The organism is Tsukamurella pseudospumae (assembly GCF_001575195.1).
Lineage (GTDB): Bacteria > Actinomycetota > Actinomycetes > Mycobacteriales > Mycobacteriaceae > Tsukamurella > Tsukamurella pseudospumae.
The window spans coordinates 753,856-777,900 of sequence record NZ_LSRF01000001.1 but is presented as its reverse complement, the minus strand read 5'-3'; the positions used below and the strand labels follow the sequence as shown (position 1 = coordinate 777,900).

Sequence of the window (24,045 nt, the reverse complement as noted above, 5' to 3'; positions counted from 1 at the left end):
GGCCGGGTCAGGCCGCCTGCCGCGCGATCCGGAACCGGGTGACCGCCCACAGCAGGACCGCCATGAGCGCGAGCACGCCGATCGCGATTCCCCACTGCATCGGCGTGGAGTCCCACAGCGGATCGACGCTCGATCGGGTCGTGACGAGCCGCCCGGACACCGGGTCGGTCGCGGTCACCGAGGTCACCTTCTGCAGGTCGATCGTCGAGGCGGACGCGGCGAAGCCCCATCGGGACGGGAACAGCCAGGACACCTGCTCGAGGCCCGGCCGGTCGTGCAGCCCGAACAGGCCGCCGCTCATCACGAGCTGGGAGATGACGACGACCACGAGGAGCGGCATCACCTGCTCGGCGGACCTGGCGATCGCCGAGATCAGTAGGCCCACCAGGGTGGACACGCACGCCAGGACCGCGATGTCGGCGATCAGCTCGATGGGGACGTTCGCGAGGATCGCACCCTGGTCCGGTGTGGCCGTGCCGATCAGCATGATGCCGACCATGATCGCCGCCTGCAGGGTGGCGGCGGCGAAGAAGACCACCGTCTTCGCCGACAGGTACGCGCCGGGCCGGAGACCGACCGCGCGTTCGCGCTGGAAGATGGCGCGCTCGCCGACCAGATCGCGGGCCGTCAGCGCGGCACCCATGAAGCACGCGCCGATCACCAGCAGTACGAGGATCATCTTCGGCGCCGCGACCTCCTTGTCGACGACACCCGCGAGCCCCTTCTCCGCGGGCACCAACAGCGTGACCGCGCCGAGGACGATCGGCATGAGGACCAGGAAGATCAGGTACGCCCGGTCGGCGAGGATCAGCCGCAGCTGCCGCCGCGCGATCACCGACAGCTGCTTGCGCGTCGAGGTCCGTGGCGCCTTCGTGGGGGTCGGCGGGGCTCCGGTCGGGGCCGGCGGCGGCGGGGCGGGGTTCGCCGAGCGGTACCGCTGCCACGCGACATCGGGTTGCTTGGCGGCGAAGTCGAAGATCTCCGCCCAGTCGCTCGTGCCCATCGCGGCCTTGACGCCCTTCGGCGAGCCGCAGTACGCGGTCTTGCCGCCGGGCGCCAGCAGGAGCACCTGGTCGCACATGTCGATGTGGGTGAGCGAGTGGGTCACGACGATGACCACGCGGCCCGCGTCGGCCAGGCGGCGCAGGGTCTGCATCACCTGACGGTCGAGCGCCGGGTCCAGGCCGGAGGTCGGCTCGTCCAGGATCAGCAGCGACGGGCCGGTGAGCAGTTCCATCGCGACGGACGCGCGCTTGCGCTGGCCGCCGGAGAGCTTGTCCACCCGCGTCTGCTTGTGCTCGGTCAGCTGCAGCTCCGCGAGCACGCCGTCGATCACCTGGTCGCGGTCGGCCTTCGACATGTCCGGCGGCAGGCGCAGCTCGGCGGCGAACCGCAGCGCCTGCTGCAGGGTCAGCTGCCGGTGCAGCACGTCGTCCTGCGGCACCATGCCGATACGGGAGCGGAGCGCGTCGAAGTCGCGGTGCACGTCCCGGCCCTCGAACTCGACCCGGCCGGCGGTCGGGGTGACGGCGCCGGAGACGACCCGGGACACCGTCGACTTGCCGGCGCCCGAGGGGCCGATCACGGCCGTCAGCGTGCCCGGGGCGGCGCGGAAGTCGATCCCGTGCAGGAGCGTCTTGTTGCCGTCGACGGTCAGGGTGATGCCCTGGACCGCGAGGCCGGCGCCCGCGAACTGCTGCGCCTTGGGGCGTTCCAGGCGGCCCTGCTCGACGATGAGGTCCGAGTTGCCGATGGTGACCAGGTCGCCCTCGCGCAGCGCGGTCGGTCCCGCGATGCGCCGGCCGTTGACCTGGGTGCCGTTGGCCGAGCCGAGGTCCTCGATGACGAGGCCCTGCGGGCCCGTCAGCAGCCGTGCGTGGCGGCGCGAGACCAGCATGTCGCCGAGGGCGATGTCGTTGTCGGGGGTGCGGCCGATGGTCATCTGGCCGGACGCGGAGCCCATGGGGCGCTGCGGCATCTTCGCGACCTGGTACAGGCCGGTGTTCCCCGCCATCGCGCGCAGGTGCGGCGCGACCTCGCCGCCGGGGCCCTGCAACAGTGTGGGCTCGGCCCGCTGGGCCGGGATCGGCGCCGACGGTGCCTGCTGTCGCGGCAGCTGCATCGGTCGTGACGGCGGCGCGGGGTTCTGCCCGGTGGCCGGGGGCACGGGGATCCGCGCCGACTGCGGTGCGCTCGGACCCGGCGGGGGCGTCGGCGTGCGCGGAACGGGATTCGACGGTGCCCGCTGCGCGGCGGGAATCTGCTGCACGGGCTGCTGCGACGAGGGCGGCGGCGGAGTCCGGGCCGGGGGCGGGGGCGGCGTGTTCGAGCGGGGCGCCGCCGAGAACACGACCTGGGCGCCCGTGCGGGGGTCGCCGAACATCAGCTGCTGCGTGCCGTTCAACGCGATGGTCGGCCGTCGGACGCCGCCGACGAACACACCGTTGGTGCTGCGGTCGGTGAGGATCCACCCCGTCGGACCCGCGGTCGCGACGGCGTGCGTCCGAGACACCAACGGGTGGTTGATCGTCACGTCCGACTCGAGCGTGCGCCCGAAGGTCACCGTCTTACCCGGGGCGAAGGTCAGCGTCTGCCCGTCCACCGTGACGGTGAGAACTGAAGTTTCCGTACTCATCACGCAGCATTCTATGCAGACGCGACTTGCCCTGGGCTTATGCGGCGCTTGTGCGCCGCCGCCCGGCGACCTACAGGTACTGCCCGGTGTTGTTCTCCGTGTCGATCGCCCGGGACGCGCTGGAGTTCTTGCCCGTCACCAGCGTGCGGATGTACACGATCCGCTCGCCCTTCTTGCCCGAGATCCGCGCCCAGTCGTCCGGGTTCGTGGTGTTGGGCAGGTCCTCGTTCTCGGCGAACTCGTCGACGATCGACTCCAGCAGGTGGGTGATCCGCAGGCCGGGCTGGCCGGTGTCGAGGAAGGCCTTGATGGCGTGCTTCTTCGCCCGGTCCACCACGTTCTGGATCATCGCGCCCGAGTTGAAGTCCTTGAAGTACATGACCTCCTTGTCGCCGTTGGCGTAGGTCACCTCCAGGAACCGGTTGTCATCCGTCTCGGCGTACATCCGCTCGACGACCCGCTCGATCATCGCCGTGACGCACGCCTCGCGATCGCCGCCGAACTCGGCGAGATCCTCCTCGTGGATCGGTAGCGCCGCGGTCAGGTACTTGGAGAAGATGTCGATCGCGCCCTCTGCGTCGGGCCGCTCGATCTTGATCTTCACGTCGAGGCGTCCGGGCCGCAGGATCGCGGGGTCGATCATGTCCTCGCGGTTCGACGCGCCGATGACGATGACGTTCTCCAGGCCCTCGACACCGTCGATCTCGCTGAGCAGCTGCGGGACCACGGTGGTCTCCACGTCCGAGCTCACGCCCGAGCCGCGGGTGCGGAAGATCGAGTCCATCTCGTCGAAGAAGACGATGACGGGCGTGCCCTCGGACGCCTTCTCCCGCGCGCGCTGGAAGATCAGGCGGATGTGCCGCTCCGTCTCACCCACGAACTTGTTGAGCAGCTCGGGGCCCTTGATGTTGAGGAAGTACGACTTCACCTCGCGCGAGTCGTCGCCCCGGACCTCGGCGATCTTCTTCGCCAGCGAGTTGGCCACGGCCTTGGCGATGAGCGTCTTGCCGTTGCCGGGCGGGCCGTAGAGCAGCACGCCCTTCGGCGGCCGCAGCGAGTAGTCCTTGAACAGGTCCTTGTGCAGGAAGGGCAGCTCGACCGCGTCGCGGATCAGCTCGATCTGCCGACCCAGGCCGCCGATGTCGGAGTAGTCGACGTCCGGCACCTCCTCCAGCACCAGGTCCTCGACCTCGGCCTTGGGGATGCGCTCGAAGGCGTAGCCCGCCTTGGTGTCGACCAGCAACGAGTCGCCCACGCGCAGCTTGCGGCGCGGCAGCCCGAACTCGTCGAGGCCCGGATCCTCGGAGGCCTGCAGCGCGAGCGGCGCGGCCAGGCGCACGACGCGCTCCTCGTCCGCGTGGCCGACGACGAGGGCACGGGCACCGTCGTCGAGGATCTCGCGGAGGGTGGAGATCTCGCCCACGGTCTCGTACTCGCCCGCCTCGACCACGGTGAGCGCCTCGTTGAGGCGCACCGTCTGGCCCGTGCGGAAGCTGACGACGTCCAGGTTCGGGGAGCAGGTGAGCCGCATCTTGCGCCCGGAGGTGAAGACGTCCACCGTGTCGTCCTCGTAGGTGCCCAGGAGCACGCCGTAGCCCGATGGGGGCTGCCCCAGCCGCTCGACCTCCTCGCGGAGCGTGAGCAGCTGATTGCGGGCGTCCCGCAGCGTCTCGAGCAGCTTCGTGTTGCGGGTGGTGAGCGCGTCGACGCGCTCGCGCAGCACGGCCGCGGAGGTGGCCTGCGAGGTTCCCGGCGTCGTGCTCGACGGGCGGGTCGGATCCGGCTCGGTCACAACAGCTCCCTTCCAGTGGGGACCTTCAACGCTACCCCTTGTTCGATCGACGCTGGGGACGAGGCGCGACGGTGCCGTCGGCCAGCCGCCGGCACGTGATCAGGAAGGCCGTGTGGCCCTGCATGCGGTGCGACGGTCGCACGGCGAGACCGACGACGTGCCACTCGCGCACGAGCGCCTCCCACGACCGGGGCTCGGTCCAGATGCCCTGCTCCCGCATCGCCTCGACGACCTTGGACAACTGGGTGGTGGTCGCGACGTAGACCGTGAGCACGCCGCCGGGGACCAGCGCCTTCCCGACGGCGTCGAGCACGTCCCACGGCGCCAGCATGTCGAGGACGACGCGATCGACCTGTGGGCCGTCGTACTCGGCGAGGTCGCCGAGGTGCAGGTTCCAGTTGTCGGGACGCCCGCCGAAGAACTCCTCGACGTTCTTGGCGGCGTACTCGGCGTGGTCCTCGCGGACCTCCCAGCTGGTCACCGAGCCCTCGTGGCCGACGGCGCGCAGCAGCGAGCACGTGAGTGCGCCGGAGCCGGCCCCCGCCTCGAGTACCCGCGCGCCCGGGAAGATGTCGCCCTCGGCGACGATCTGCGCCGCGTCCTTCGGGTAGATGACCTGCGCGCCGCGCGGCATGGACAGCACGTAGTCGGTGAGCAGCGGCCGCAGCGCGAGGTACGGGGTGCCGTTGACGGCCTTGACGACGCTGCCCTCGGGCGCGCCGATGAGCTCGTCGTGCCGGATCCCACCCTTGTGGGTGTGGAACTCCTTGCCCGCCTCCAGGTGGACGGTGAACTTCCGGCCCTTCGCGTCCGTCAGTTGCACTCGGTCGCCCACTACGAAGGGTCCACTGTTCGCCATGGGTGCAGATTGTCCCAGCGACCCCGCCGTTCCGGCGAATCAGGGCTGTCGGTAAGTGTTGTTCATGGCCGATGACGCGTTCTTCCATCCCGTCGGGACCCTCGACGCCGACGGGTTCGAGTACGAGGTGTTCGATCCGACCCGGGCGAGTGCGAGCGTGTGGGCGGACACCATGCAGCACGGTGCCCCGCCCGCGGCGATCATGGTGCGCGCCATGGAGAAGCTGGTCGGCGACGGCGCGCGGGTCTCCCGGGTGACGATCGACCTGCTGGGCGTGGTGCCGATCACCCGGACGCGGGTGCGGGCGTGGGTGTCCCGGCCGGGTCGGACTATCTCACTGATAGCCGCGGAGATGGACTGCGTGGATGGCTCCGGCGAGTACCGCACCGTCGCGCGGGCGCAGGCGTGGGCGCTCGCGGCGTCCGACACGACGGCGATCGCCCGCGACCTCTCCCCCGCCATCGCTCCGCTGGACGCAGTACCCGGCCCCGTGCCCGGCTTCTTCGCCCACCTGCAGGACCAGGGCTTCCTCTCCGCCTGTGAATGGCGTTTCGTGACCGATCCCGGCGCGCCGGACGGCCCCAAGCAGTGCTGGATCCGGCCGAAGATGCCGCTGGTCGCCGGTGAAGCGCCCTCGCCGCTGGTTCAGGTCTTCTCGGTCGTCGATGCCGCCAACGGCATCTCGGCCTACCTCGATCCGACTGCGGTGACCTGGATGAACATGGACATGACGGTGCACTTCCACCGCTCGCCGCAGCCCGTGGACGGCTGGGTCGGTCTGTTCGGCGATCAACTCGTCGGGGGCGAGGGCATCGGCACCACCGTGTCCCGGATGTACGACGGTGCCGGGGCCTTCGCCGTCGGCGCGCAGACGCTCCTCGTCGCCGCGCGGTGAGACGACGGCGCCCCGGGAACCTTCCCGGGGCGCGGTCACTCGCCGGTCAGAAGCGGCAGCTGCGGATGTCGGTCATCAGGATCGCCTTGGCGCCGAGGTCGGCGAGGTCGTCCATGACCCCGTTGGCGTCCTTGCGAAGGACCATGGCGCGCACCGCGACCCAGGCGTCGTCGGCCATGGGGGCGACCGTCGGCGACTCCAGGCCGGGCGTGACGGCGATGGCACCGTCGAGCAGCGTGCGCGGGCAGTCGTAGTCGAGCATCACGTACTGCCGCCCGAAGACGACGCCCTTGAGCCGCGCGGTGATCTGATCGCGGGCCCGGCTCGACTCGGCGCCGACGCGCTCGATGAGCACACCCTCCGAATCGCACAGGGAATCGCCGAAGGCGATGAGGTTGTTCTGCCGCAGCGACCGGCCCGACTCCACGACATCGGCGATGAGGTCGGCGACGCCCAGCTGGATGGAGATCTCCACGGCACCGTCGAGCCGGATGACCTCGGCGGTCATGCCGCGCGCGGCGAGGTCGCGCCGCACCAGGTTCGGGTACGAGGTGGCGACCCGCTTGCCGTCGAGATCGCCGACGGACCAGTCCTGGCCCGCCGGGCCGGCGTAACGGAAGGTGGACCGGCCGAAGCCCAGCGCGAGGCGCTCGGTGAACTCAGCGCCCGAATCGAGCGCGAGGTCGCGCCCCGTGATGCCCATGTCCAGCTCGCCCGAGCCGACGTAGAGCGCGATGTCCTTGGGACGGAGGAAGAAGAACTCCACCTCGTTGGCGTTGTCGATGACCGTGAGGTCCTTGGCGTCCGAGCGGCGGCGGTAGCCCGCCTCGCTCAGGATGGCGGCGGCGGCCTCGGAGAGCGCGCCCTTGTTCGGTACGGCGACCCGCAACATGTGTGTGGATTCCTTCGGGAGGATCAGGGGTGGGGGATCAGAGGTACGAGTAGACGTCGTCGAGCGTCAGGCCGCGCTTGATGAGCAGCACCTGCAGCCAGTACATCAGCTGCGAGGCCTCCTCGGCGAGGTCCGCGTCGCTCTGATGCTCGGCGGCGATCCACACCTCGCCCGCCTCTTCCAGCACCTTCTTACCCAGGAAATGGATGCCGCGGTCCAGCGCCTCGACGGTCCCGCTCCCAGCGGGCCGCGCCTCGGCCTTCTCGGCCAACTCCGCGAACAACGTCTCCATGGTCTTCACACGACTCATTGTCCCACGCGAACTAGAGTGGTCCGTGTGGAGGGCAGCGCGACCGCGGAGGGGGCACCGTCGGCACCCCGAACGGATGGTCCCGACGCCCCGGCGAAGGGCTCCGCGCAGTACCGCTACGCCCGCGCGTTGATCCGCGCTCGTCTGCGCCTCGTCCGCGCCGCGCGCGACCCGGACCGGTTCCTCCGCGAGAACTACGACGATCTCGCCCGACGGCACCCGCTCCTTGCGTGGGCATGGAGCCTGCTGCACCTCGACTTCGCCGGGCTCTTCGTCGGCGGACTGTTCCTGATGAGCAGCTTGACGGTGTCGCTGCTCCCCCGTTCCTGGTTCTTCCAGGGCATCGTGTCGGGCATCAACGCCGTGATCGGCTATGCGATCGGCGTGTTCCTCAAGTGGGTCGTCGTGGACCTGCTGGTGCGCTCGCACCCGATCCGCGACGATCCGAAGCGGGCGCGCTGGGTGCCGGTGTGGCGGGCGCTGATCGTGCTCGGCGTCCTGGCCGGTGGGCTGTGGATGATGATCGCCGCGAAACGCTGGCAGGACGACGTGCGGGCCCTGATGGGCATGCCGCCCGGATCGAACCTCTGGTACCTGCTCACCCCGATCGTGGCCTTCGTCGTTGCAGCGCTGCTGATCTCGATCTTCCGGGTGCTGCGCGACCTCGCGCTGCTGGTCGGTCGCCGAGCCAACCGCTTCCTCCGCATCCCGCTGCCCGCCGCCCGGGTGTTCGGCTTCGTCTGGATCGCCTTCCTGGCCTTCCTGCTGGTCGACGACGTCGGCTTCCGCGCCTTCACGGCCGTCGCCAACCGCGTCGCGTCCACCACCAACAACGAGGAGGTCGCAGGCTTCCCGCAGCCGACGATCCCGCAGCGATCCGGCTCTCCGGGTTCGCTCGCGCAGTGGTCCGGCCTCGGCAACGAGGGCCGCAAGTTCGCGACCGGGGGTCTGCGTGCGGAAACGCTGAGACGCTTCACCACGCGGCCCGTGAGCGAGCCGGTCCGCGTCTACGTCGGACTCGAGAACGCCCCGACGCCGGAGCGTCGCATCGCGATGCTGCACCAGGAGCTCGCGCGGACCGGTGCCCTCGACAAGGGCCACGTCGTGATCATCCCCACCACCGGATCCGGGTGGGTCAACCCGACCGCGGCGCGGGCGCTGGAGCTCATGTACGACGGCGACGTCGCTCTCGTCGCCATGCAGTACTCGTACCTGCCCAGCTGGATCTCGTTCCTCACCGACGGCGAGGCCTCGCTGCAGTCCGGTAAGGCGCTGATCGACGCCGTGCTCACGGACGTGCGCGCTCGCCCCGTGGCCGCGCGGCCCAAGGTCCTGGTCATGGGCGAGAGCCTCGGTACCCGCGCCGGCGAGGGCGCGTTCAACGGGCTCGCCGACATCCGGGACAAGGTCGACGGTGTCGTCTGGATCGGGCCGCCGCGCGCCAACCCGATCCACTCCGCGATCTCCGACCGGCGTGACCTCGGCACCCCGGAGGTACTCCCCACCTACACCGACGGGCTGATCGTCCGGTTCACCGACGGCAGGCGGTCGCTCGCGGGGAGCGGTGGCGCGGAATGGCTGGCCCCGCACGTCGTGTACGTGCAGCACCCGTCCGACCCGGTGGTCTGGTGGTCCCCGGAACTCATGCTGCGCCAGCCGGATTGGCTCAAGGAGGCACCGGGCAAGGACCGCAGCTCGGCGATGGCGTGGTACCCGTTCGTCACGTTCTGGCAGGTATCGGCCGACCTCGCGAACGCCGCGGGGGTTCCCGACGGACACGGCCACAACTACGGCACCGCCGTGGTGGACGCGTTCGCCGCGGTCCTCCCGCCCGCGGGGTGGACGCCGGCCGACACCGAGCGGGTCCGGATGGCCGTCATGGCCAGCGCCGCGATCGACGGTGCCGAGAAGTAGCTTCAGCGGCGGGCGGCGTCCTTCAGCGCAGCGAGCAGGTCCGGCGACAGGCCGCTGACGTCCGCGGTGAGGACGAGCGGCGACCCCAGTGCGGCCCACCGGGCGATCTGGGTGCGGCCCTGTTCATCGGTGACGCCGGGAAGGCCCGCGACCAGCATGTCGAGGTCCCGGACGGTGCCCGGGGCCGGCGGCACGCGGTCGAGGACGTCCGCGATGCCCTGGTCCTCGGTGGCGGGCGCGCCGGTCCGCCACGTCGGGACGACGTCGTTGGTGACGCGGACCGCGTCGGCGATACCCGCCCAGGTTCCGGTGGCACCGGGCACGGACCCGGCGACGCCGCTGTTCGGGTTGATCGCGTACGTGACGGGGCGCCCCGTCGCTACGAGCGCGTCGCGCATCCGGCGGAAGGCGGCGCGCTGCATCTCGGCAGGTACGCCCGGGCCGCACCAGTCGTATTTGAGGTAGTCGACGCCCCAGGCGGCGAAGGTCCGCGCATCCTGCGCCTCGTGGCCGGCGCTGCCGGTCGAGCCGGGGTAAGCACCGGACTGCTGCGCGCAGGTCCGGTCCCCGGGGGATTCGTAGATCCCGAGCGTGAGGCCCTCCGCGTGCAGCCTGTCGGCGAGCGCTGCGATGCCGTGCGGAAAGGTCGTCGGGTTCGCCGTGAGTGAGCCGTCCCGGGTGCGGTCCGGGGCGAACCAGCAGTCGTCGACGATGACGGTGCGGTAGCCGGCGGCCGCGAGCCCGCTGCTGATGAGCGCGTCCGCCTGGTGTTCGACCTCGGCCTCGGTGACCGCGCAGCCGTAGAGGTTCCAGCTGTCCCAGCCGAGGGTCGGCGGGAAGGCCGGCCGCGGTGGGGCTGGTCGCGCGCCGCAGCCCGCGACCAGAAGGAGCAGTACTGCGAGGGTTCGCTTCACACTCGCAGTGATACCCGCCGAAGCTGCGCGCGGGCTGGCAGGACTACAGCCGGAAGGTCTCGCGGGACGCACCGGCCAACGTGCCCAAGTGCACGGCACCGTCGGCGACGGGCTCGGGCCCCACGGTCAGGACCCTGCAGCCCGCCGCGAGGGCGGACCGTGCGCCGGTCGGCGAGTCCTCGACCGCCACGCAGTCCGACGATGCGAAACCCGCCAGCTCGGCGCCGCGCAGGTAGGGGTCGGGTGCGGGCTTGGGGGCCGGGATCTCGTCGCCGCAGACGGTGGCCACGAACCGGTCGCGGCCCAGGGTGCCCAGGGCGTGCTCGGTGACCTCGCGGATCGTGTTCGTGACGAGGACGAGGGGGACCTCCGCTGCGCCGAGCAGGTCGAGCGCCTCGCGCGCGCCCGGCTGCCACGGGATGCCACCGTCGAACAGTTCGACCACCCGGTTCGACACCCACCGCTCGGCGCCGGCGTAGTCGCGGTCGGCCTCCGGGACGTCGGCGATGTCGAACAGCTTGCGCAGGGCGTCGCCGGTCGCGTTGCCGAGTGTGCTCTCGCGCTGCTCCGGGGTGACCTCGTACCCCAGCGTGCGGGTGAACTCCGCGACCGCGATGTCCCACAGCTTCTCGGAATCGAGCAGGGTGCCGTCCATGTCGAACAGGACCGCGGACGGCAGGGAGGAGGTGGTCATGGCGTGCACCCTATGCGCCTGGTCATCCGAGGTGTTAATTCATTCGTCACCCGAACGACGGATCTCTGTGTTTGAGTGCGATGCATGCGCAATCGCACGCTGCTCACCGCCCTGGCCCTGACCGCGTCGGCCGCACTGGTCGCGAGTTGCGGCACGTCGGGGAACGAGGCGGCACCGTCGTCCTCCGCTGCCGCGTCGTCCGGCGCGAAGGCGAGTTTCACGGTGCCCGGCACCGACGACCTGCCGGCGGCCAAGCCCGGACAGGTGCACCTGCTGGCGTTCAACGACTTCCACGGCAACCTGCAGCCGCCGAGCGGATCGACCGGGAAGATCGGCGGCAAGGACGCCGGCGGCGCCGTCTACTTCGCGACCGCGCTGCAACGCCTCAAGAAGCAGTACCCCGACAACCTCACCGTGGCCGCGGGCGACCTGGTCAGCGCCAGCCCGTTGGTCTCGGCGTTGTTCCGCGACGAACCGACCATCAAGTTCCTCAACTCCGTCGGTCTGCAGGCGTCGTCAGTGGGCAACCACGAGTTCGATCACGGCACCATCGAGCTCGAGCGCCTGCAGAAGGGCGGCTGCGCGCCGCAGGGCTGCGAGCCCGGCGATCCGTTCACCGGCGCGGCGTACCAGTACCTCGCTGCGAACGTCACCAACACGCAGGGCCAGCTGCCGCCCGGGACCGTCCCGTGGAAGATGTTCGAGGTCGCGGGCAAGAAGATCGGCGTGATCGGCACCGTGACGCCCGAGACCGCGACCATCGTCGCGCCGGAGGGCGTGCGCGGCTACACCTTCGGCGACGAGGCCGAGGCCATCAACAAGTACGTGCCCGAGATCGAGGCTGCGGGCGCACAGGCGATCATCGCGACGATGCACGACGGCGGCGCACAGAAGGGCACCGGCGAGGCGGACCCGAACGCGTGCAAGGACGTCTCCTCCCCCGTCCCCGAGCTCGCGAAGGCGATCGACCCGGCCGTCACATCGATCGTCACGGCGCACTCGCACCAGGCCTACAACTGCACGATCGACGGCCGCACCGTCACGCAGGCGGCGTCCTACGGCCGGCTGATCACCGACATCACCCTCGACTTCAACGGTCCCGCGGCGAAGGCCACCGCGGTCAACCGCGTCGTCGGGCGTGACATCCCCGCCGACGCCGCCACCCAGCGCCTCGTCGAGTTCTACGAGAAGGAGGCCAAGCCGCGCGCGGACCGGGTGATCGGGACGATCCCCACCGATCTCAAACGCGATCCGTTCCCCGGCGGAGACTCGCCGCTCGGCGATGTCATCGCCGACGCGATGCTGTTCACCACGCGGCCGCCGAACGAGGCGGCCGGGCAGATCGCCCTGATGAATCCCGGCGGCGTCCGCGCCGACCTCAAGGGGGGCGATGTCACCTACGGCGCCGCGTACACCGTGCAGCCCTTCGGCAACCAGGTCGTGACCGTCTCCCTGAGCGGCCAGCAGATCATCGATCTCCTGGAGCAGCAGTGGCGCAACCCCGCCAAGGCGACTGTGCTGGCACCGTCGGGCATCACCTACAGCTACGACCCGAACGGCGCCCCGAACCGGAAGGTGGTGCGGGACAGCGTCAAGATCGGTGATCAGCCGATCAACACCGTTGCGAAGTACCGCGTGACCACGAACAACTTCCTCGCCGCCGGCGGCGACGGGTTCAGCGTCTTCACCCAGTCGACGGACCTCACCGTGGGCGGGATCGACCTCGACGCGCTGGAGAAGTACCTGCAGGCCACCCCGAACCTGCCGACCCCGACCAGCCGGGTCCGCAAGCAGTAGTCGCTGTCAGGGCTTCGCAGTAACATCGGCACCATGACCGCTGCACCGAATCCCGCGTTGCTCACGCTGGAGGACTGGTTCGCCTTGGGGGAGGACGAATCGCTGCGGCGTGCGGAACTGTGCCGGGGGCTACTGGAAGTGTCGCCGAGTCCGAGGGAAGAACATTCGGACGCAGTTCATGAACTGCGGAACGTCCTGAAGGCCCAATTGCCGGCTGAGTATCGCGTTGCCACCGAGATCGACGTGATCCTCGATGCCACGGCACCACCGACCGTGCGGCAACCCGACGTTCTCGTGCGTCATTCGGGGTCGACGGGCACGCTCACCGCCGCCGACGTGGTCCTGGTGATCGAGATCCTTTCGCCCAGCTCACACCGCGTTGACCGCGTGACCAAGCGAGACGAGTACGCACGCGCGGGGATCCCGCATTACTGGATCGTCGACGTCGACGAACAGAGCGCTGAGGTGCTCGCGCTGGTCGACGGGAGATTCAAGGGCTCGACGGTGACCGGCCGGATCGCCGTCGACGTACCCGCAGCCCTGGACGTCGACCTCACCGCCCTCACCTACTGACGCAGGTCCAGGCCCAGCGCGGAGACCACGGCCTTCACCGCGTCGAGGGCACCGTCGAGCGACCCCGCCGTCGCCGCCGCGATCTGCAGGCCGGCGGCATCGTCGAGCCGCCAGAACCAGGCGGGCTCGCCGGGCTCCCCGGCCTGCAGGTGCAGCCTGTAGTCGTCCATACCCGGCAGGCCTACGTGTTGAAGTACTTCGCCTCGGGGTGGGTGAGGACGAAGGCGTCGGTGGACTGCTCGGGGTGCAGCTGCAGTTCCTCGGAGAGCTCGACGCCGATCCGTTCGGGCTGGAGCAGCTCGACCATCTTGCGCCGGTCCTCGAGTTCCGGGCAGGCACCGTAGCCGAAGCTGTACCGCGCACCGAGGTACTTGAGGTCGAAGAAGTCCGTGACCGCGTTGGGATCGGTGTCGGAGACCTTCCGGCCGCCGGGCAGGATCAGCTCCTGCCGCACGCGCTGGTGCCACCGCTCCGCAAGCGCCTCCGTGAGCTGCACACCGATGCCGTGCAGCTCCAGGTAGTCCCGGTAGCTGTTCGCCGCGAACAGCTCGTTCGCCGCATCGGCGATCGGCTGCCCCATCGTGACCAGTTGGAAGGGCAGTACGTCGACCTCGCCGCGCTCGCGGGCCGTGTCGCGGTCGCGGATGAAGTCCGAGATCGCGAGGAACCGCCCGCGCTGCTGCCGCGGGAACTCGAACGAGTAGCGCACGGGCGCATCGGGATCCGGCGATTCGAGCACGTCGATGGTGTTGCCGTGGCTCACGGCCGGGAAGTAGCCGTAGACCACGGCGGCATGGTCGAGGATGTGCTCGGACTTGAGCTTGTCGAGCCAGTACCGCAGCCGGGGCCGGCCCTCGGTCTCCACCAGTTCCTCGTACGACGGGCCCTCACCCTTGCGGGCGCCGCGCAGGCCCCACTGCCCGAAGAACAGGGCGCGCTCGTCGAGCAGCGGCGCGAACTCGCTCACCGCGATGCCGCGGACGACGCGGGTGCCCCAGAACGGCGGGGTCGCGACCTCGAAGTCGAGCGGCACGTCGGAGCGATCCGGCACCACGACCGGCGCGGCTTCTGCTTTGCGCTTCTCCGCGATCCGTTTGCTCCGGGCGTGCCGCTCCTTGCGCTCGCGGACCTTCTCCGCGGCGGCGAGCGCCTCGGGGCTGTTCGGGTCCGGGCCCTCGCCGCGCTTGAGCGACATGATGTCGTCCATCAGCCGCAGCCCCTCGAAAGCGTCGCGGGCGTAGCTGACCTCGCCGTCGTAGACCTCCGCGAGGTCCGTCTCGACGTAGGCGCGCGTGAGCGCCGCGCCACCGAGCAGCACGGGGTACTTCTCCCCCAGGCCGCGGGCGTTGAGCTCCTGCAGGTTCTCCTTCATCACCACGGTGGACTTCACGAGCAGGCCGGACATGCCGATGACGTCGGCGTGCTTGTCCTCCGCGGCCTCGACGATGGCGGCGATCGGCTGCTTGATGCCGATGTTGACGACCTCGTAGCCGTTGTTGCTCAGGATGATGTCGACGAGGTTCTTGCCGATGTCGTGCACATCGCCCTTGACGGTGGCGAGCACGATCCGGCCCTTGCCCGCGTCGTCATCGGCCTTCTCCATGTGCGGCTCGAGGTACGCGACGGCCGCCTTCATCACCTCGGCGGACTGCAGCACGAAGGGCAGCTGCATCTGGCCGGAGCCGAACAGCTCGCCCACGGTCTTCATGCCGGACAGCAGGGTGTCGTTGATGATCGACAGCGCGGGCTTGGTCAGCAGCGCTTCGTCGAGGTCCGCATCGAGGCCCTCGCGCTCACCGTCGACGATGCGCCGCTCCAGACGATCGAACAGTGGGAGCTTCGCCAGTTCCTGCGCGCGGGATTCCCGCGCACCCGCGGCGGAGACGCCCTCGTACAGCGCCATCAGCTTGGTCAGCGGCAGGTAGTCCGGGTCACCCTCGGACTGCACGCCGTCGAGACCCCGCCGGTCGTAGACCAGGTCGAGGGCGGTCTCGCGCTGCACGTCCTCGATCTTGCTCATCGGCAGGATCTTCGAGGCGTGCAGGATGGCCGAGTCGAGCCCCGCCTCGGTCAGCTCGTGCAGGAACACCGAGTTCAGGACCTGCCGGGCCGCCGGATTCAGGCCGAAGCTCACGTTGGACAGGCCGACGGTGAAGTGCAGCGTCGGGTACTTCGCGTGCAGGATGCGCACGGCCTCGATGGTCTCGAGGGCGTCCCGACGGACCTCCTCCTGGCCGGTCGAGATGGGGAACACCAGCGGATCGATGATGATGTCGTCGAGCGCCAGGCCCCAGTTGTCGGTGAGATCGGCGATGAGGCGCTCGGCGATCCGCACCTTCCACTCGGCGGTGCGGGCCTGGCCCTCCTCGTCGATGGTCAGCGCCACGACGGCCGCACCGTGCGCCTTGACCAGCTCCATGATCTTGGTGAACCGCGACTCGGGACCGTCGCCGTCCTCGTAGTTCACCGAGTTCACGGCGCACCGGCCGCCGAGGTGCTCGAGGCCGGCCTTGATCACCTCGGGCTCGGTGGAGTCGATCATGATCGGCAGCGTGGACGCCGTCGCGAGGCGGGCGGCCAGCGCCGCCATGTCCAGCGCACCGTCGCGGCCCACGTAGTCCACGTTCAGGTCCAGCATGTGCGAGCCGTCGCGGATCTGGTCCTTGGCGATGTCGACGCACTTGTCGTGATCGCCCGCGAGCATCGCATCACGGAAGGCCTTGGAGCCGTTGGAGTTCGTGCGCTCGGCGATCATCAGGATCGAGCTGTCCTGCGCGAACGGCACCGTCGTGTACAGCGAGCTGATCGAACTCTCCGACTCCGGGGCCCGCCGGGCCTGCTCGGTGGTGCGCACCGCCTCGGCGACCTGCCGGATGTGCTCGGGGGTGGTGCCGCAGCAGCCGCCCACGAACGCGAGGCCGTACTCGCCGACGAAGCCCGACAGCGCCTCCGCCAGCTCCTCCGGTGTCAGCGGGTACTCCGCGCCGTTCTTGCCCAGCACCGGCAGGCCGGCGTTCGGCATGACCGACACGGGGATGCTCGAATGCCGCGACAGGTACCGCAGGTGCTCGCTCATCTCGGCCGGGCCGGTCGCGCAGTTGAGGCCGATCATGTCGATGCCCAGCGGCTCCAGCGCCGTGAGCGCGGCCCCGATCTCGGAGCCGAGCAGCATGGTGCCGGTGGTCTCCACCGTCACGTGCACGATGATCGGAATACGGCGCTCCAGCTCGGTCATCGCGATCTGGCAGCCCAGCACCGAGGCCTTGGACTGCAGGATGTCCTGGCAGGTCTCGATGAGGAAGGCGTCCGCGCCACCGTCGAGCATCCCCCGCGCGGCCTCCGCGTACGCGTCCCGGATCACCTCGAACGAGGTGTGGCCCAGCGTGGGCAGCTTGGTGCCCGGGCCGATCGAACCGAGCACGAACCGCGGCTCACCGTCGACCGCGAACTCGTCCGCGACCTTCCGGGCGATCGCGACGCCCTTGTACGACAGCTCCCGGATCCGGTCGGCGATGTCGTAGTCGCCGAGGTTGCTCAGGTTGCAGCCGAAGGTGTTCGTCTCCACCGCGTCCGCGCCGGCGGCGAAGTACGCGCGGTGGATGCCCTCGAGCACGTCCGGGCGAGTGTCGTTGAGGATCTCGTTGCAGCCCTCGAGCCCCAGGAAATCGTCCAGGGTCAGCTCGGCCGCCTGCAGCATCGTGCCCATCGCACCGTCGCCTATGAGAACACGGCGTTCCGCCGCCTCCAGGAACTTCGACTGCAGCGGCTGCTGATGCGTACGGGTCATAGTCCCAGGGTAGTGGGTGCGGGCAAATCGAATCTTCAGGGCCTGCGCGTACGCTGACCCGGTGATCTATCCACCGAACCTCGACCGCCCGGTGCTCATCGCGGCGTTCGAGGGCTGGAACGACGCGGGCGACGCCGCGTCGGGCGCCGTCGAGCATCTCGAGTTGACCTGGGACGCGACGCTGCTGACCGAGGTCGATTCCGACGACTTCTACGACTTCCAGGTCAATCGGCCGACCATCAAGCAGGTCGACGGGGTGACCCGGGCCGTGGACTGGCCGTCGACGACGCTGTCGGTGTGCCGTCCGCCGAAGGCCGACCGCGACGTGGTCCTCCTCCGCGGCATCGAGCCGAACTTCCGCTGGCGCGCGTTCTGCGAGCAGCTGCTGACGATCTTCGCGGACCTGCACATCGACAGCGTGGTGATCCTCGGCTCCCTCCTCGCGGACACGCCGCACACCCGTCCGGTGCCGGTCACGGGGACGGGCTACGACGCGGACTCCGCGAAGCGCTTCGGGCTCGAGCAGAACCGGTACGAGGGCCCCACCGGGATCACCGGGGTCCTCCAGGACGCGTGCGTGCGGTCCGGGTACCCGGCGATCTCGCTGTGGGCGGCGGTGCCGCACTACGTCTCGCAGCCTCCGAACCCGAAGGCCACCGTCGCGCTGCTGCAGCGCGTCGAGCAGGTCCTGGATCTCGCGGTGCCGCTGAGCGACCTGCCCGAACGGGCCGAGGCCTGGGAGTCCTCCGTGACGGAGATGACCGAGGACGACGAGGACGTGGCCGCGTACGTCCGCGGGCTCGAGGAGCGGGGTGACGCCGAAGCCCAGGACGTCGAGCAGCACATCGACGCCGATGCGCTCGCCGAGGAGTTCGAGAAGTACCTGCGGCGCCGCGATCCCGGTACGGGCCCGTGATCGGCGCCGCGGATCCGTCCCGGCGCTAGCCGATCCGTTCGATCGACACGACCGGCGTGGTGATGCGCCAGGTCCGCACGTCCGGGTCGTCTGCGGCGCGCACCCAGAACTGGGCCGACTCCCCCACCCGGCAGCTCTTGATGCCGAGCAGCGGGATGTCCTCCGAGTCGCGCCGGAGCGCGCTGATGCTCCACTGCTCGTCCTCGGAGTCGCCGCCGATCCCGGGGGCGCGCATCAGGGTCTTCTCTGCCAGATCCACCACGTAGGTCGACGTGCGGGTCTGCACGGTCCATACGCCCTCGGTCAGATCCGGGGCCAGCTCGCTGACGGTCCTCACAGGCGAAATATAGCGTGTCGGGGCGTCAGGCCGTGGCAGGTACGCCGAGCAGCGCGTCGACGGCGGCCCCCACGGCGGCCGGAGCGCCCGCGTCCGGACCGCCCGTGGAGAGGGCCTTCTCGGCCCACGCGTCGATGGCGGTGAGCGCGTGCGGGGTGTCGAGGTCGTCCGCCAGGTACCGGCGGACCCGGGCGATCAGCTCGGCACCGTCGGGGCCCGACGGTGCCGCGAAGGCCCGGCGCCACAGGTCCAAGCGCGCCAGCGCGCGCTCGAGCACCGCGTCGGACCACGGCCTGTCCTGGCGGTAGTGCCCCTCGAACAGACCGAGCCGAATCGCGGCGGGGTCGACGCCCGCGCGCCGCAGCTTCGAGACGAAGACGAGGTTCCCGCGGCTCTTGGACATCTTCTCGCCGTCCAGGCCGATCATCGCGGCGTGCACGTAGTGGCGGGCGAAGCGACGCTCGCCCGTGGCGGCCTCGACGTGCGCGGCCGAGTACTCGTGGTGCGGGAAGATCAGGTCGCTGCCGCCGCCCTGGATGTCGAAGCTCGCGCCGAGGCGGTTCGCCGCGATCGCGGCGCACTCGATGTGCCAGCCGGGCCGGCCGGGCCCCTGCGGCGAGGGCCACGAGGGCTCGCCCGGCCGCTCCGCGCGCCACAGGATCGGGTCGATGCTGTCGTGCTTGCCCGGACGGTCGGGATCGCCGCCGCGTTCGGCGAAGAACTTCTCCATCGTGGCGCGGTCGTAGCCGGACTCGTAGCCGAACTGCTCGGTGGCACCGGAGCGGTAGTAGACGTCCGGGAACTCGGGATCGTCCACGATGTACGCGGACCCGTTGTCCAGGAGCTTCCCGACGTAGTCGACGACCTCGCCGACCGACTCCACCGCGCCGATGTAGTCGCGCGGCGGGATGACCCGGAGGGCCTCCATGTCCTCCCGGAACAGGTCGATCTCGCGGGCGCCCAGGTCGCGCCAGTCGATGCCGTCACGATCCGCCCGCTCGAACAGCGGATCGTCCACATCGGTGATGTTCTGCACGTAGTGCACGTCGTGGCCGTTGTCCCGCAGCAGCCGGTTGACCAGGTCGAACGCCAGGTACGTGGCGGCGTGACCCAGGTGGGTTGCGTCGTAGGGCGTGATGCCGCACACGTACATCCCCGCCACCGCGCCGGGGTTGACCGGGCGCACCGCCGCGTCGGAGGTGTCGTAGAGACGCAGCGGGACCGACGGTCCGGGCACGCTGGGAACGGTGGGGGTCGGCCAGGAACGCATGCCTCCACCCTATGCGTCGGTGCGTCGACGTGGATTTCGGGCCGGAACCTGTGATCGGTAGGCCGAGTCGCCGCGCGATGCTAGCGGTGCACCCGGTCGGTGGACCCGGTCGGAGCGGAGCGTCACCGCGCTGGAGCAGCACGAACGCTGTGCCACAGGAACTCTCAGCAAACTCTTGCCTCGCAGCGCTGGTCTTCGACGAGACCGCGGGTCATGCTTGCCGGAACGTGAACAACCCTTTACCCGCGGAGGTGAACACGATGTCCCCCAGCTGTTTTGAGCGAGGACCCGAATCGGTGTCCACCGTCCGTGCCCGGCGGTCCTGAGACCCTCCGCTCTCCTCGTTCCGCCTTCTTCCCGATCATGCCTTCAGCAGCGAGGGCGTGCTATCCCCTATCCGCACCAGGAGGTGTTCGCCATGCGTGGAGACTGCCCGATCCGATTCACCGATGACAACGGCGAGACCCTGTGCGACGTCGCCGACGTCCTCTTCCCCGCGGAGCTGCGCTGGTACCAGCTGCTACTGGCCGGCGGGATCGTGCTCGCCGTGATCTGGCGACGGCTCGCGGACGTCCGGCCCGTCGACGGTCCGCCCCTGACGACTCCCGAGCTGGCGCGTCTGCGCGACGTGCGCGCGCCCGTGGTCGCAGCCCTCGGCATGCTGCGCGCCGGCGGGCACGTGACCGCGGACGGCCGACCGGACCCGGCGCGACCGCTGGGCCCGCACGCCGACCCGTTCACCCGGGCCGTCCTCACTCGGTTGGTGGCCGACCCCACCCGCACCGCGAACGAGCTGACGGTGGACACCGACGAGGAGCGTGCGGCTCTGGAGAGCTCGCTCGCCGCGCGCGGGCTGTGGCGGACCGGGGAGGTCCGGTGGCGCATGCGGGTCGGCGCCGCGCCCGTCACCGCCGTGGTGGCCGCAGGGGTGTTCCTCGTGTACCGGGCGGTCGCCTCCGGCGACATCGAGGACGCCATGCTGGTCCCCGGTATCGTCGTCCCCGCCATGCTCCTCGGGATGTTCGTCCTGCCGCACCTGTGGACCGTCTCCCCTGAGACGCGTGCGGGGAATCGGCTCGTCGCCGACGAGCGGAAGCGGTTCGACTACCTGGCGCCGTCGCGCCGGCCGTCGTTCGCGACCTACGGTGCGGCCGCCGTCGGGCTCTCCGTGGCGCTCTTCGGCACCGCCGCGGTCTGGCAGCTCGACGATGCCTTCGCGGGGTCGGTCGAGCTGGCCGGGAGCGCTGAGGCCTCCGGCGACGGTGGCGGATCGTGCGGAGGCGCGTCCTGCGGCGGGGAAGGCGGCGGAGGAGGCTGCGGCGGGTGCGGGGGTTGTGGCGGCTGCGGCGGGTGCGGAGGATGAGCACCGTGACACGCACCGTTCCCGCCCTCGGCGACCTCGGACTGGGGTGGCGCCGCGAGATCGCCGGCGTCATCGCGGACCTGCGGCCCGGTTTCTGCGAGGTGATCGCCGAATCGGTGCCGATCCGGCGCACGCGCGCCGTCCCCGATCCGCTCCTGACCGACCTGCGCGACCGCGGCGTCCCGCTGGTGCCGCACGGCGTGGCCCTCTCGCTCGGCGGGGTCGACGAACTGGAGCCCGACCGGGTGCACCGGCTGACCGCCTGCGCGGAGGCCTTCGGCGCTCCCCTCGTCAGCGAGCACATCGCCTTCGTCCGCGCGGGTGGCATCGAGGCGGGTCATCTACTGCCGGTGCCCCGCACCCGCGAAGCGCTGGACGTGCTGGTGCGCAACATCACCCGCATGCAGGACGCGCTGCCGGTGCCGCTGGCGGTCGAGAACATCGCGGCGTTCCTGCGCTGGCCCGAGGACGAGTACTCCGAGGGACAGTTCCTCGCGGAGTTGCTGGAGCGGACCGGCGCCCTCCTTGTCCTGGACGTCGCGAACGTCTACGCCAACGCCCGCAACCGCGGGCTGGACCCGCTCGGCGAGCTGGCGCGGCTCCCCGTCGACCGCATCGCGTACAGCCACGTCGCGGGCGGATCCGAGGGCGGCGGCCGGTACCACGACACGCACACCGACCCGGTGAATCGCGGTGTGCTGGAACTGGTCACGGCGCTGCGGGAGCGCGCCGAGGTCCCGTTCATGCTCGAGCGGGACGGACGGTACCCGCCGGCCGCGGAGCTGTTCGACGAGCTCGATGCCATCGCCGGCGCGGCGGGGTGCGCGCCGATCACCGACGATGCGAGGAAGGTGTGGTCATGAGCCTGCGGGAGCGTCAGGAGGCCCTGGTCCGGGCCCTGGTCGACGGTGGGCCCGTGCCCGACGGGTTCGATCCCGACGAGGTCGCGGCGGCGGGCGCGGTGTGCCGGCACAAACGCGACGCCCATGCCGGACACGCGGAGACGGCGCACCGTCGGCGCTGGTGGCGCAGGCCCCGCCGCTGACCCGGACCGGTCAGAACGGGGGCCAGGGAATCGGCCGGCTGGGCGTCGGCAGGGGCATGGCGCCCAGATCGATCAGCTCGGCCGCGCGCTCGACGAGGGCCGCCTGCTCCTCGTCGGTGATGAGGCCCGCGAGGTCGGGAGGCGCGGCGCGGAAGGCCTCGAGGTCGGCGAGCAGCTCGTCGGGCACGAGGCGCCCGGCCCAGCCCCACAGGACCGTGCGCAGCTTGGGAGCGCTGTGCAGGCAGATGCCGTGGTCGACGCCCTGCACCCGGCCGTCCGGCCCGAGGAGGACGTGGCCGCCCTTGCGGTCGGCGTTGTTGATGATGACGTCCAGGACCGCGAGCCGGCGCAGGCGCGGATCGTCGGCGTGGGCCAGCGCCACCTCCGCGATACCGTCCGGGGCGTCCTCGTCCTCCACGTAGCCAGTGAACACCTTCAGGTAGCCCTCGGGCACGCCGTCCAGTGGGAACAGGTCGACGAGGTCCGGGCCGTCCTCCGCGTCGGGCTCGTCGACCCAGCGCTGCACCATCCCCGTGCCGAGCGGCCCGTCGCGCAGGACGGTCTCGGGGATGAGACCCCAGCCCAGAGCCTCGGACACGCGGTAGGAGGCGACCTCGCGGCCGGCCAGCGTGCCGTCGGGGAAGTCCCACAGCGGCACCTCGCCGCGGACCGGCTTGTACACGGCGCGCTCACCCGTGTCGCCGAGCTCGCACAACAGGGTGGCGTTGGACGCGCTGGTGATGCGGCCCAGGATCTTCAGGTCGGCGGTCTCGAGGTCCACCGTGAGATCCACCTACTGGTCCTCGTCATCGGTGCCGCTGCCGAACGCCGCGCCGCGCCGGTAGCCGTTGAGGCGCACGCACATGTGGCCGTCGGCGTCCAACGGCTCGCCGCACAGCGGGCACGCCGGACGGCCCGCCCCGAGCACCTTCTCCGAACGGTTCGCGAACTCCCGCGCGGCCTTCGGGGTGAGGAACACCCGGACCGCGTCCGGGCCCTCCTCGGCGTCGTCCGCGAGCACCACGGACTCGTCGAGTTCCTGCTCCGTGATCGCGAGCAGCTCGATCACGACCGCCCGCTCCTCGGAGTCCCAGCCCAGCCCCATGGTGCCCACCCGGAACTCGGGATCGACGGGCATCACGAGCGGCTGCAGGTCGGTGACGGGCGTGCCCGCAGGCGGCATCTCCATGCCGAAACGGCGCGAGACCTCGTCCAGCAGCGCGGCGATGCGCTCGGCGAGGACCTCGACCTGCTGCTTCTCGAGCAGTACCGAGACGATCCGCGAGTCGTGTACCGCCTGTAGGTAGAACGCGCGGTCGCCGGGCTGCCCGACGGTGCCCGCGACGAACCGGTCGGGCGTCCGGAAAACGTGGACGGAGCGACTCATGCCTCGCCTCCCACGGTTGCCTCCTCAGCTGGACGTTTCGGCAGCGCGACGCTACCGGACGAGTTCACGCACTGCACCAGCGGGCGGTTCGGACCGTAGGTGACGATCGACACCGAGGCCGGTGCGACGAAGATGCGCTGGAACTGGTCGAGGTGCGTGCCCAGCGCGTCGGCGATGACCGCCTTGATGACGTCTCCGTGGCTGCACGCCACCCACACGGCGCCCGGTCCGTACTGCTCGGTGTACCGGCGGTCCGCCTCGCGCACCGCCGCGACCGCGCGCGCCTGGACGTCGGCGAGGCCCTCCCCGTCGGGGAAGACGGCGGCCGAGGGCTGCTCCTGGACGGTCTTCCACAGGGGCTCCTGCAGCAGGTCCTTGATGGCGCGCCCCGTCCAGGCGCCGTAATCGACCTCGACGAGCCGCCCGTCCACCTCCGGCGTGACGCCGTGCGCGGCGGCGAGCGGCGCGAGGGTCTGCTCGCAGCGCAGGAGCGGCGAGCGAACGGCGGCCACGATGTCGACATCGGCGAGGCGGCCGACGAGATCGGCGGCCTGCGAGCGGCCCGTCTCGTCCAGCGCCACGCCCTCGCCGCGCCCCGCGAGCACACCGGAGGTGTTCGCGGTCGAGCGGCCGTGGCGGAGCAGGATCACGGTCATGCTCCCGAG

The 24,045-nt window shown here is 70.6% G+C and carries 22 protein-coding genes; 8 read left to right on the top strand and 14 right to left on the bottom strand.

From position 1 onward, the window contains the following. Positions 1-7 precede the first annotated feature (7 nt). The 3 genes from AXK60_RS03620 to AXK60_RS03610 form a co-directional block, all read right to left on the bottom strand. Entirely contained in the window at positions 8-2,635 is a 2,628-nt protein-coding gene (locus AXK60_RS03620) for an ATP-binding cassette domain-containing protein (protein WP_175399919.1), read from the bottom strand. A 70-nt stretch (positions 2,636-2,705) separates the two neighbouring features. Further along, the gene (arc, locus tag AXK60_RS03615) at positions 2,706-4,358 is read right to left on the bottom strand and encodes a proteasome ATPase (RefSeq protein WP_414929974.1); all 1,653 of its coding nucleotides are present in this window, start codon (positions 4,356-4,358) and stop codon (positions 2,706-2,708) included. A gap of 100 nt (positions 4,359-4,458) precedes the next feature. Beyond that, positions 4,459-5,286, bottom strand: coding sequence for a tRNA (adenine-N1)-methyltransferase (locus AXK60_RS03610; protein WP_068569584.1), 828 nt, complete (start codon positions 5,284-5,286; stop codon positions 4,459-4,461). 64 nt (positions 5,287-5,350) lie between these two features. Here AXK60_RS03610 and AXK60_RS03605 point away from each other — a divergent pair, with 64 nt between their 5' ends. Further along, complete coding sequence (locus AXK60_RS03605; RefSeq protein ID WP_068569582.1) at positions 5,351-6,181, top strand: thioesterase family protein; 831 nt, start codon at positions 5,351-5,353, stop codon at positions 6,179-6,181. 46 nt (positions 6,182-6,227) lie between these two features. Here the strand turns inward: AXK60_RS03605 and hisG are convergent, their stop codons facing one another. Continuing rightward, complete coding sequence (gene hisG / locus AXK60_RS03600) at positions 6,228-7,073, bottom strand: ATP phosphoribosyltransferase (protein ID WP_068569581.1); 846 nt, start codon at positions 7,071-7,073, stop codon at positions 6,228-6,230. Positions 7,074-7,110: 37 nt separating this feature from the next. Further along, the gene (locus AXK60_RS03595) at positions 7,111-7,374 is read right to left on the bottom strand and encodes a phosphoribosyl-ATP diphosphatase (RefSeq protein ID WP_068569578.1); all 264 of its coding nucleotides are present in this window, start codon (positions 7,372-7,374) and stop codon (positions 7,111-7,113) included. 138 nt (positions 7,375-7,512) lie between these two features. Between AXK60_RS03595 and AXK60_RS03590 the strand changes: the two genes are divergently transcribed. Further along, positions 7,513-9,297, top strand: a complete 1,785-nt coding sequence (locus AXK60_RS03590) for an alpha/beta hydrolase (protein ID WP_414929975.1) — start codon at positions 7,513-7,515, stop codon at positions 9,295-9,297. Positions 9,298-9,299: 2 nt separating this feature from the next. Here AXK60_RS03590 and AXK60_RS03585 read toward each other — a convergent pair whose 3' ends face one another. Both AXK60_RS03585 and AXK60_RS03580 read right to left on the bottom strand, forming a co-directional pair. Beyond that, positions 9,300-10,211: a glycoside hydrolase family 27 protein gene (locus AXK60_RS03585; RefSeq protein ID WP_068569575.1), complete on the bottom strand. Its 912-nt coding sequence runs from the start codon at positions 10,209-10,211 to the stop codon at positions 9,300-9,302. Positions 10,212-10,254: 43 nt separating this feature from the next. Further along, positions 10,255-10,905 carry an HAD family hydrolase gene (locus tag AXK60_RS03580; protein ID WP_068569573.1) on the bottom strand — a complete coding sequence of 217 codons (651 nt, stop codon included), beginning with the start codon at positions 10,903-10,905 and terminating at the stop codon, positions 10,255-10,257. A gap of 84 nt (positions 10,906-10,989) precedes the next feature. Here AXK60_RS03580 and AXK60_RS03575 point away from each other — a divergent pair, with 84 nt between their 5' ends. Then, complete coding sequence (locus tag AXK60_RS03575; RefSeq protein WP_068569571.1) at positions 10,990-12,702, top strand: bifunctional metallophosphatase/5'-nucleotidase; 1,713 nt, start codon at positions 10,990-10,992, stop codon at positions 12,700-12,702. A gap of 33 nt (positions 12,703-12,735) precedes the next feature. Then, a complete protein-coding gene (locus tag AXK60_RS03570; RefSeq protein WP_068743277.1) occupies positions 12,736-13,275 on the top strand; it encodes a Uma2 family endonuclease in 540 nt (179 codons plus the stop codon). On the opposite strand, the gene AXK60_RS26760 is transcribed toward AXK60_RS03570, so the two are convergent. After that, positions 13,269-13,445 (bottom strand): hypothetical protein, encoded by a 177-nt coding sequence (locus tag AXK60_RS26760; protein ID WP_156485512.1) that lies wholly within the window; start codon positions 13,443-13,445, stop codon positions 13,269-13,271. The genes AXK60_RS03570 and AXK60_RS26760 overlap by 7 nt on opposite strands. An 11-nt stretch (positions 13,446-13,456) precedes the next feature. Further along, on the bottom strand, positions 13,457-17,062 hold the full coding sequence (gene metH / locus AXK60_RS03565) for a methionine synthase (protein ID WP_068569567.1): 3,606 nt from the start codon (positions 17,060-17,062) through the stop codon (positions 13,457-13,459). A 61-nt stretch (positions 17,063-17,123) separates the two neighbouring features. Here metH and AXK60_RS03560 point away from each other — a divergent pair, with 61 nt between their 5' ends. Continuing rightward, on the top strand, positions 17,124-17,978 hold the full coding sequence (locus AXK60_RS03560; protein ID WP_231855342.1) for a PAC2 family protein: 855 nt from the start codon (positions 17,124-17,126) through the stop codon (positions 17,976-17,978). Between the two features lie 25 nt (positions 17,979-18,003). Here AXK60_RS03560 and AXK60_RS03555 read toward each other — a convergent pair whose 3' ends face one another. After that, entirely contained in the window at positions 18,004-18,315 is a 312-nt protein-coding gene (locus AXK60_RS03555; protein WP_068569564.1) for a hypothetical protein, read from the bottom strand. A gap of 25 nt (positions 18,316-18,340) precedes the next feature. Next, a complete protein-coding gene (gene mshC, locus AXK60_RS03550) occupies positions 18,341-19,585 on the bottom strand; it encodes a cysteine--1-D-myo-inosityl 2-amino-2-deoxy-alpha-D-glucopyranoside ligase (RefSeq protein WP_068569563.1) in 1,245 nt (414 codons plus the stop codon). Between the two features lie 418 nt (positions 19,586-20,003). On the opposite strand from mshC, the gene AXK60_RS03545 reads away from it, so the two are divergent. Genes AXK60_RS03545 through AXK60_RS03535 form a run of 3 tightly spaced genes read left to right on the top strand, consistent with a single transcriptional unit; the run spans position 20,004 to position 21,993 of the window. Then, positions 20,004-20,948 (top strand): TIGR04222 domain-containing membrane protein, encoded by a 945-nt coding sequence (locus tag AXK60_RS03545; RefSeq protein WP_139057721.1) that lies wholly within the window; start codon positions 20,004-20,006, stop codon positions 20,946-20,948. Further along, positions 20,945-21,811, top strand: coding sequence for an MbnB/TglH/ChrH family RiPP precursor modification enzyme (locus AXK60_RS03540; RefSeq protein ID WP_068569561.1), 867 nt, complete (start codon positions 20,945-20,947; stop codon positions 21,809-21,811). The genes AXK60_RS03545 and AXK60_RS03540 overlap by 4 nt, the downstream gene beginning before the upstream one ends. Next, positions 21,808-21,993, top strand: coding sequence for an SCO6045 C-terminal-like domain-containing protein (locus tag AXK60_RS03535; RefSeq protein ID WP_068569943.1), 186 nt, complete (start codon positions 21,808-21,810; stop codon positions 21,991-21,993). Before AXK60_RS03540 ends, AXK60_RS03535 begins: the two co-directional genes overlap by 4 nt. 10 nt (positions 21,994-22,003) lie before the next feature. Here AXK60_RS03535 and AXK60_RS03530 read toward each other — a convergent pair whose 3' ends face one another. From AXK60_RS03530 to AXK60_RS03520, 3 genes are read right to left on the bottom strand one after another with little or no spacing between them, the layout of a single operon-like run. After that, positions 22,004-22,786: an SCO1664 family protein gene (locus AXK60_RS03530; RefSeq protein WP_231855350.1), complete on the bottom strand. Its 783-nt coding sequence runs from the start codon at positions 22,784-22,786 to the stop codon at positions 22,004-22,006. Then, the gene (locus tag AXK60_RS03525; RefSeq protein ID WP_068569560.1) at positions 22,787-23,380 is read right to left on the bottom strand and encodes a DUF3090 domain-containing protein; all 594 of its coding nucleotides are present in this window, start codon (positions 23,378-23,380) and stop codon (positions 22,787-22,789) included. Further along, positions 23,377-24,036: an MSMEG_4193 family putative phosphomutase gene (locus AXK60_RS03520; RefSeq protein WP_068569559.1), complete on the bottom strand. Its 660-nt coding sequence runs from the start codon at positions 24,034-24,036 to the stop codon at positions 23,377-23,379. The genes AXK60_RS03525 and AXK60_RS03520 overlap by 4 nt, the downstream gene beginning before the upstream one ends. Positions 24,037-24,045 lie beyond the last annotated feature (9 nt).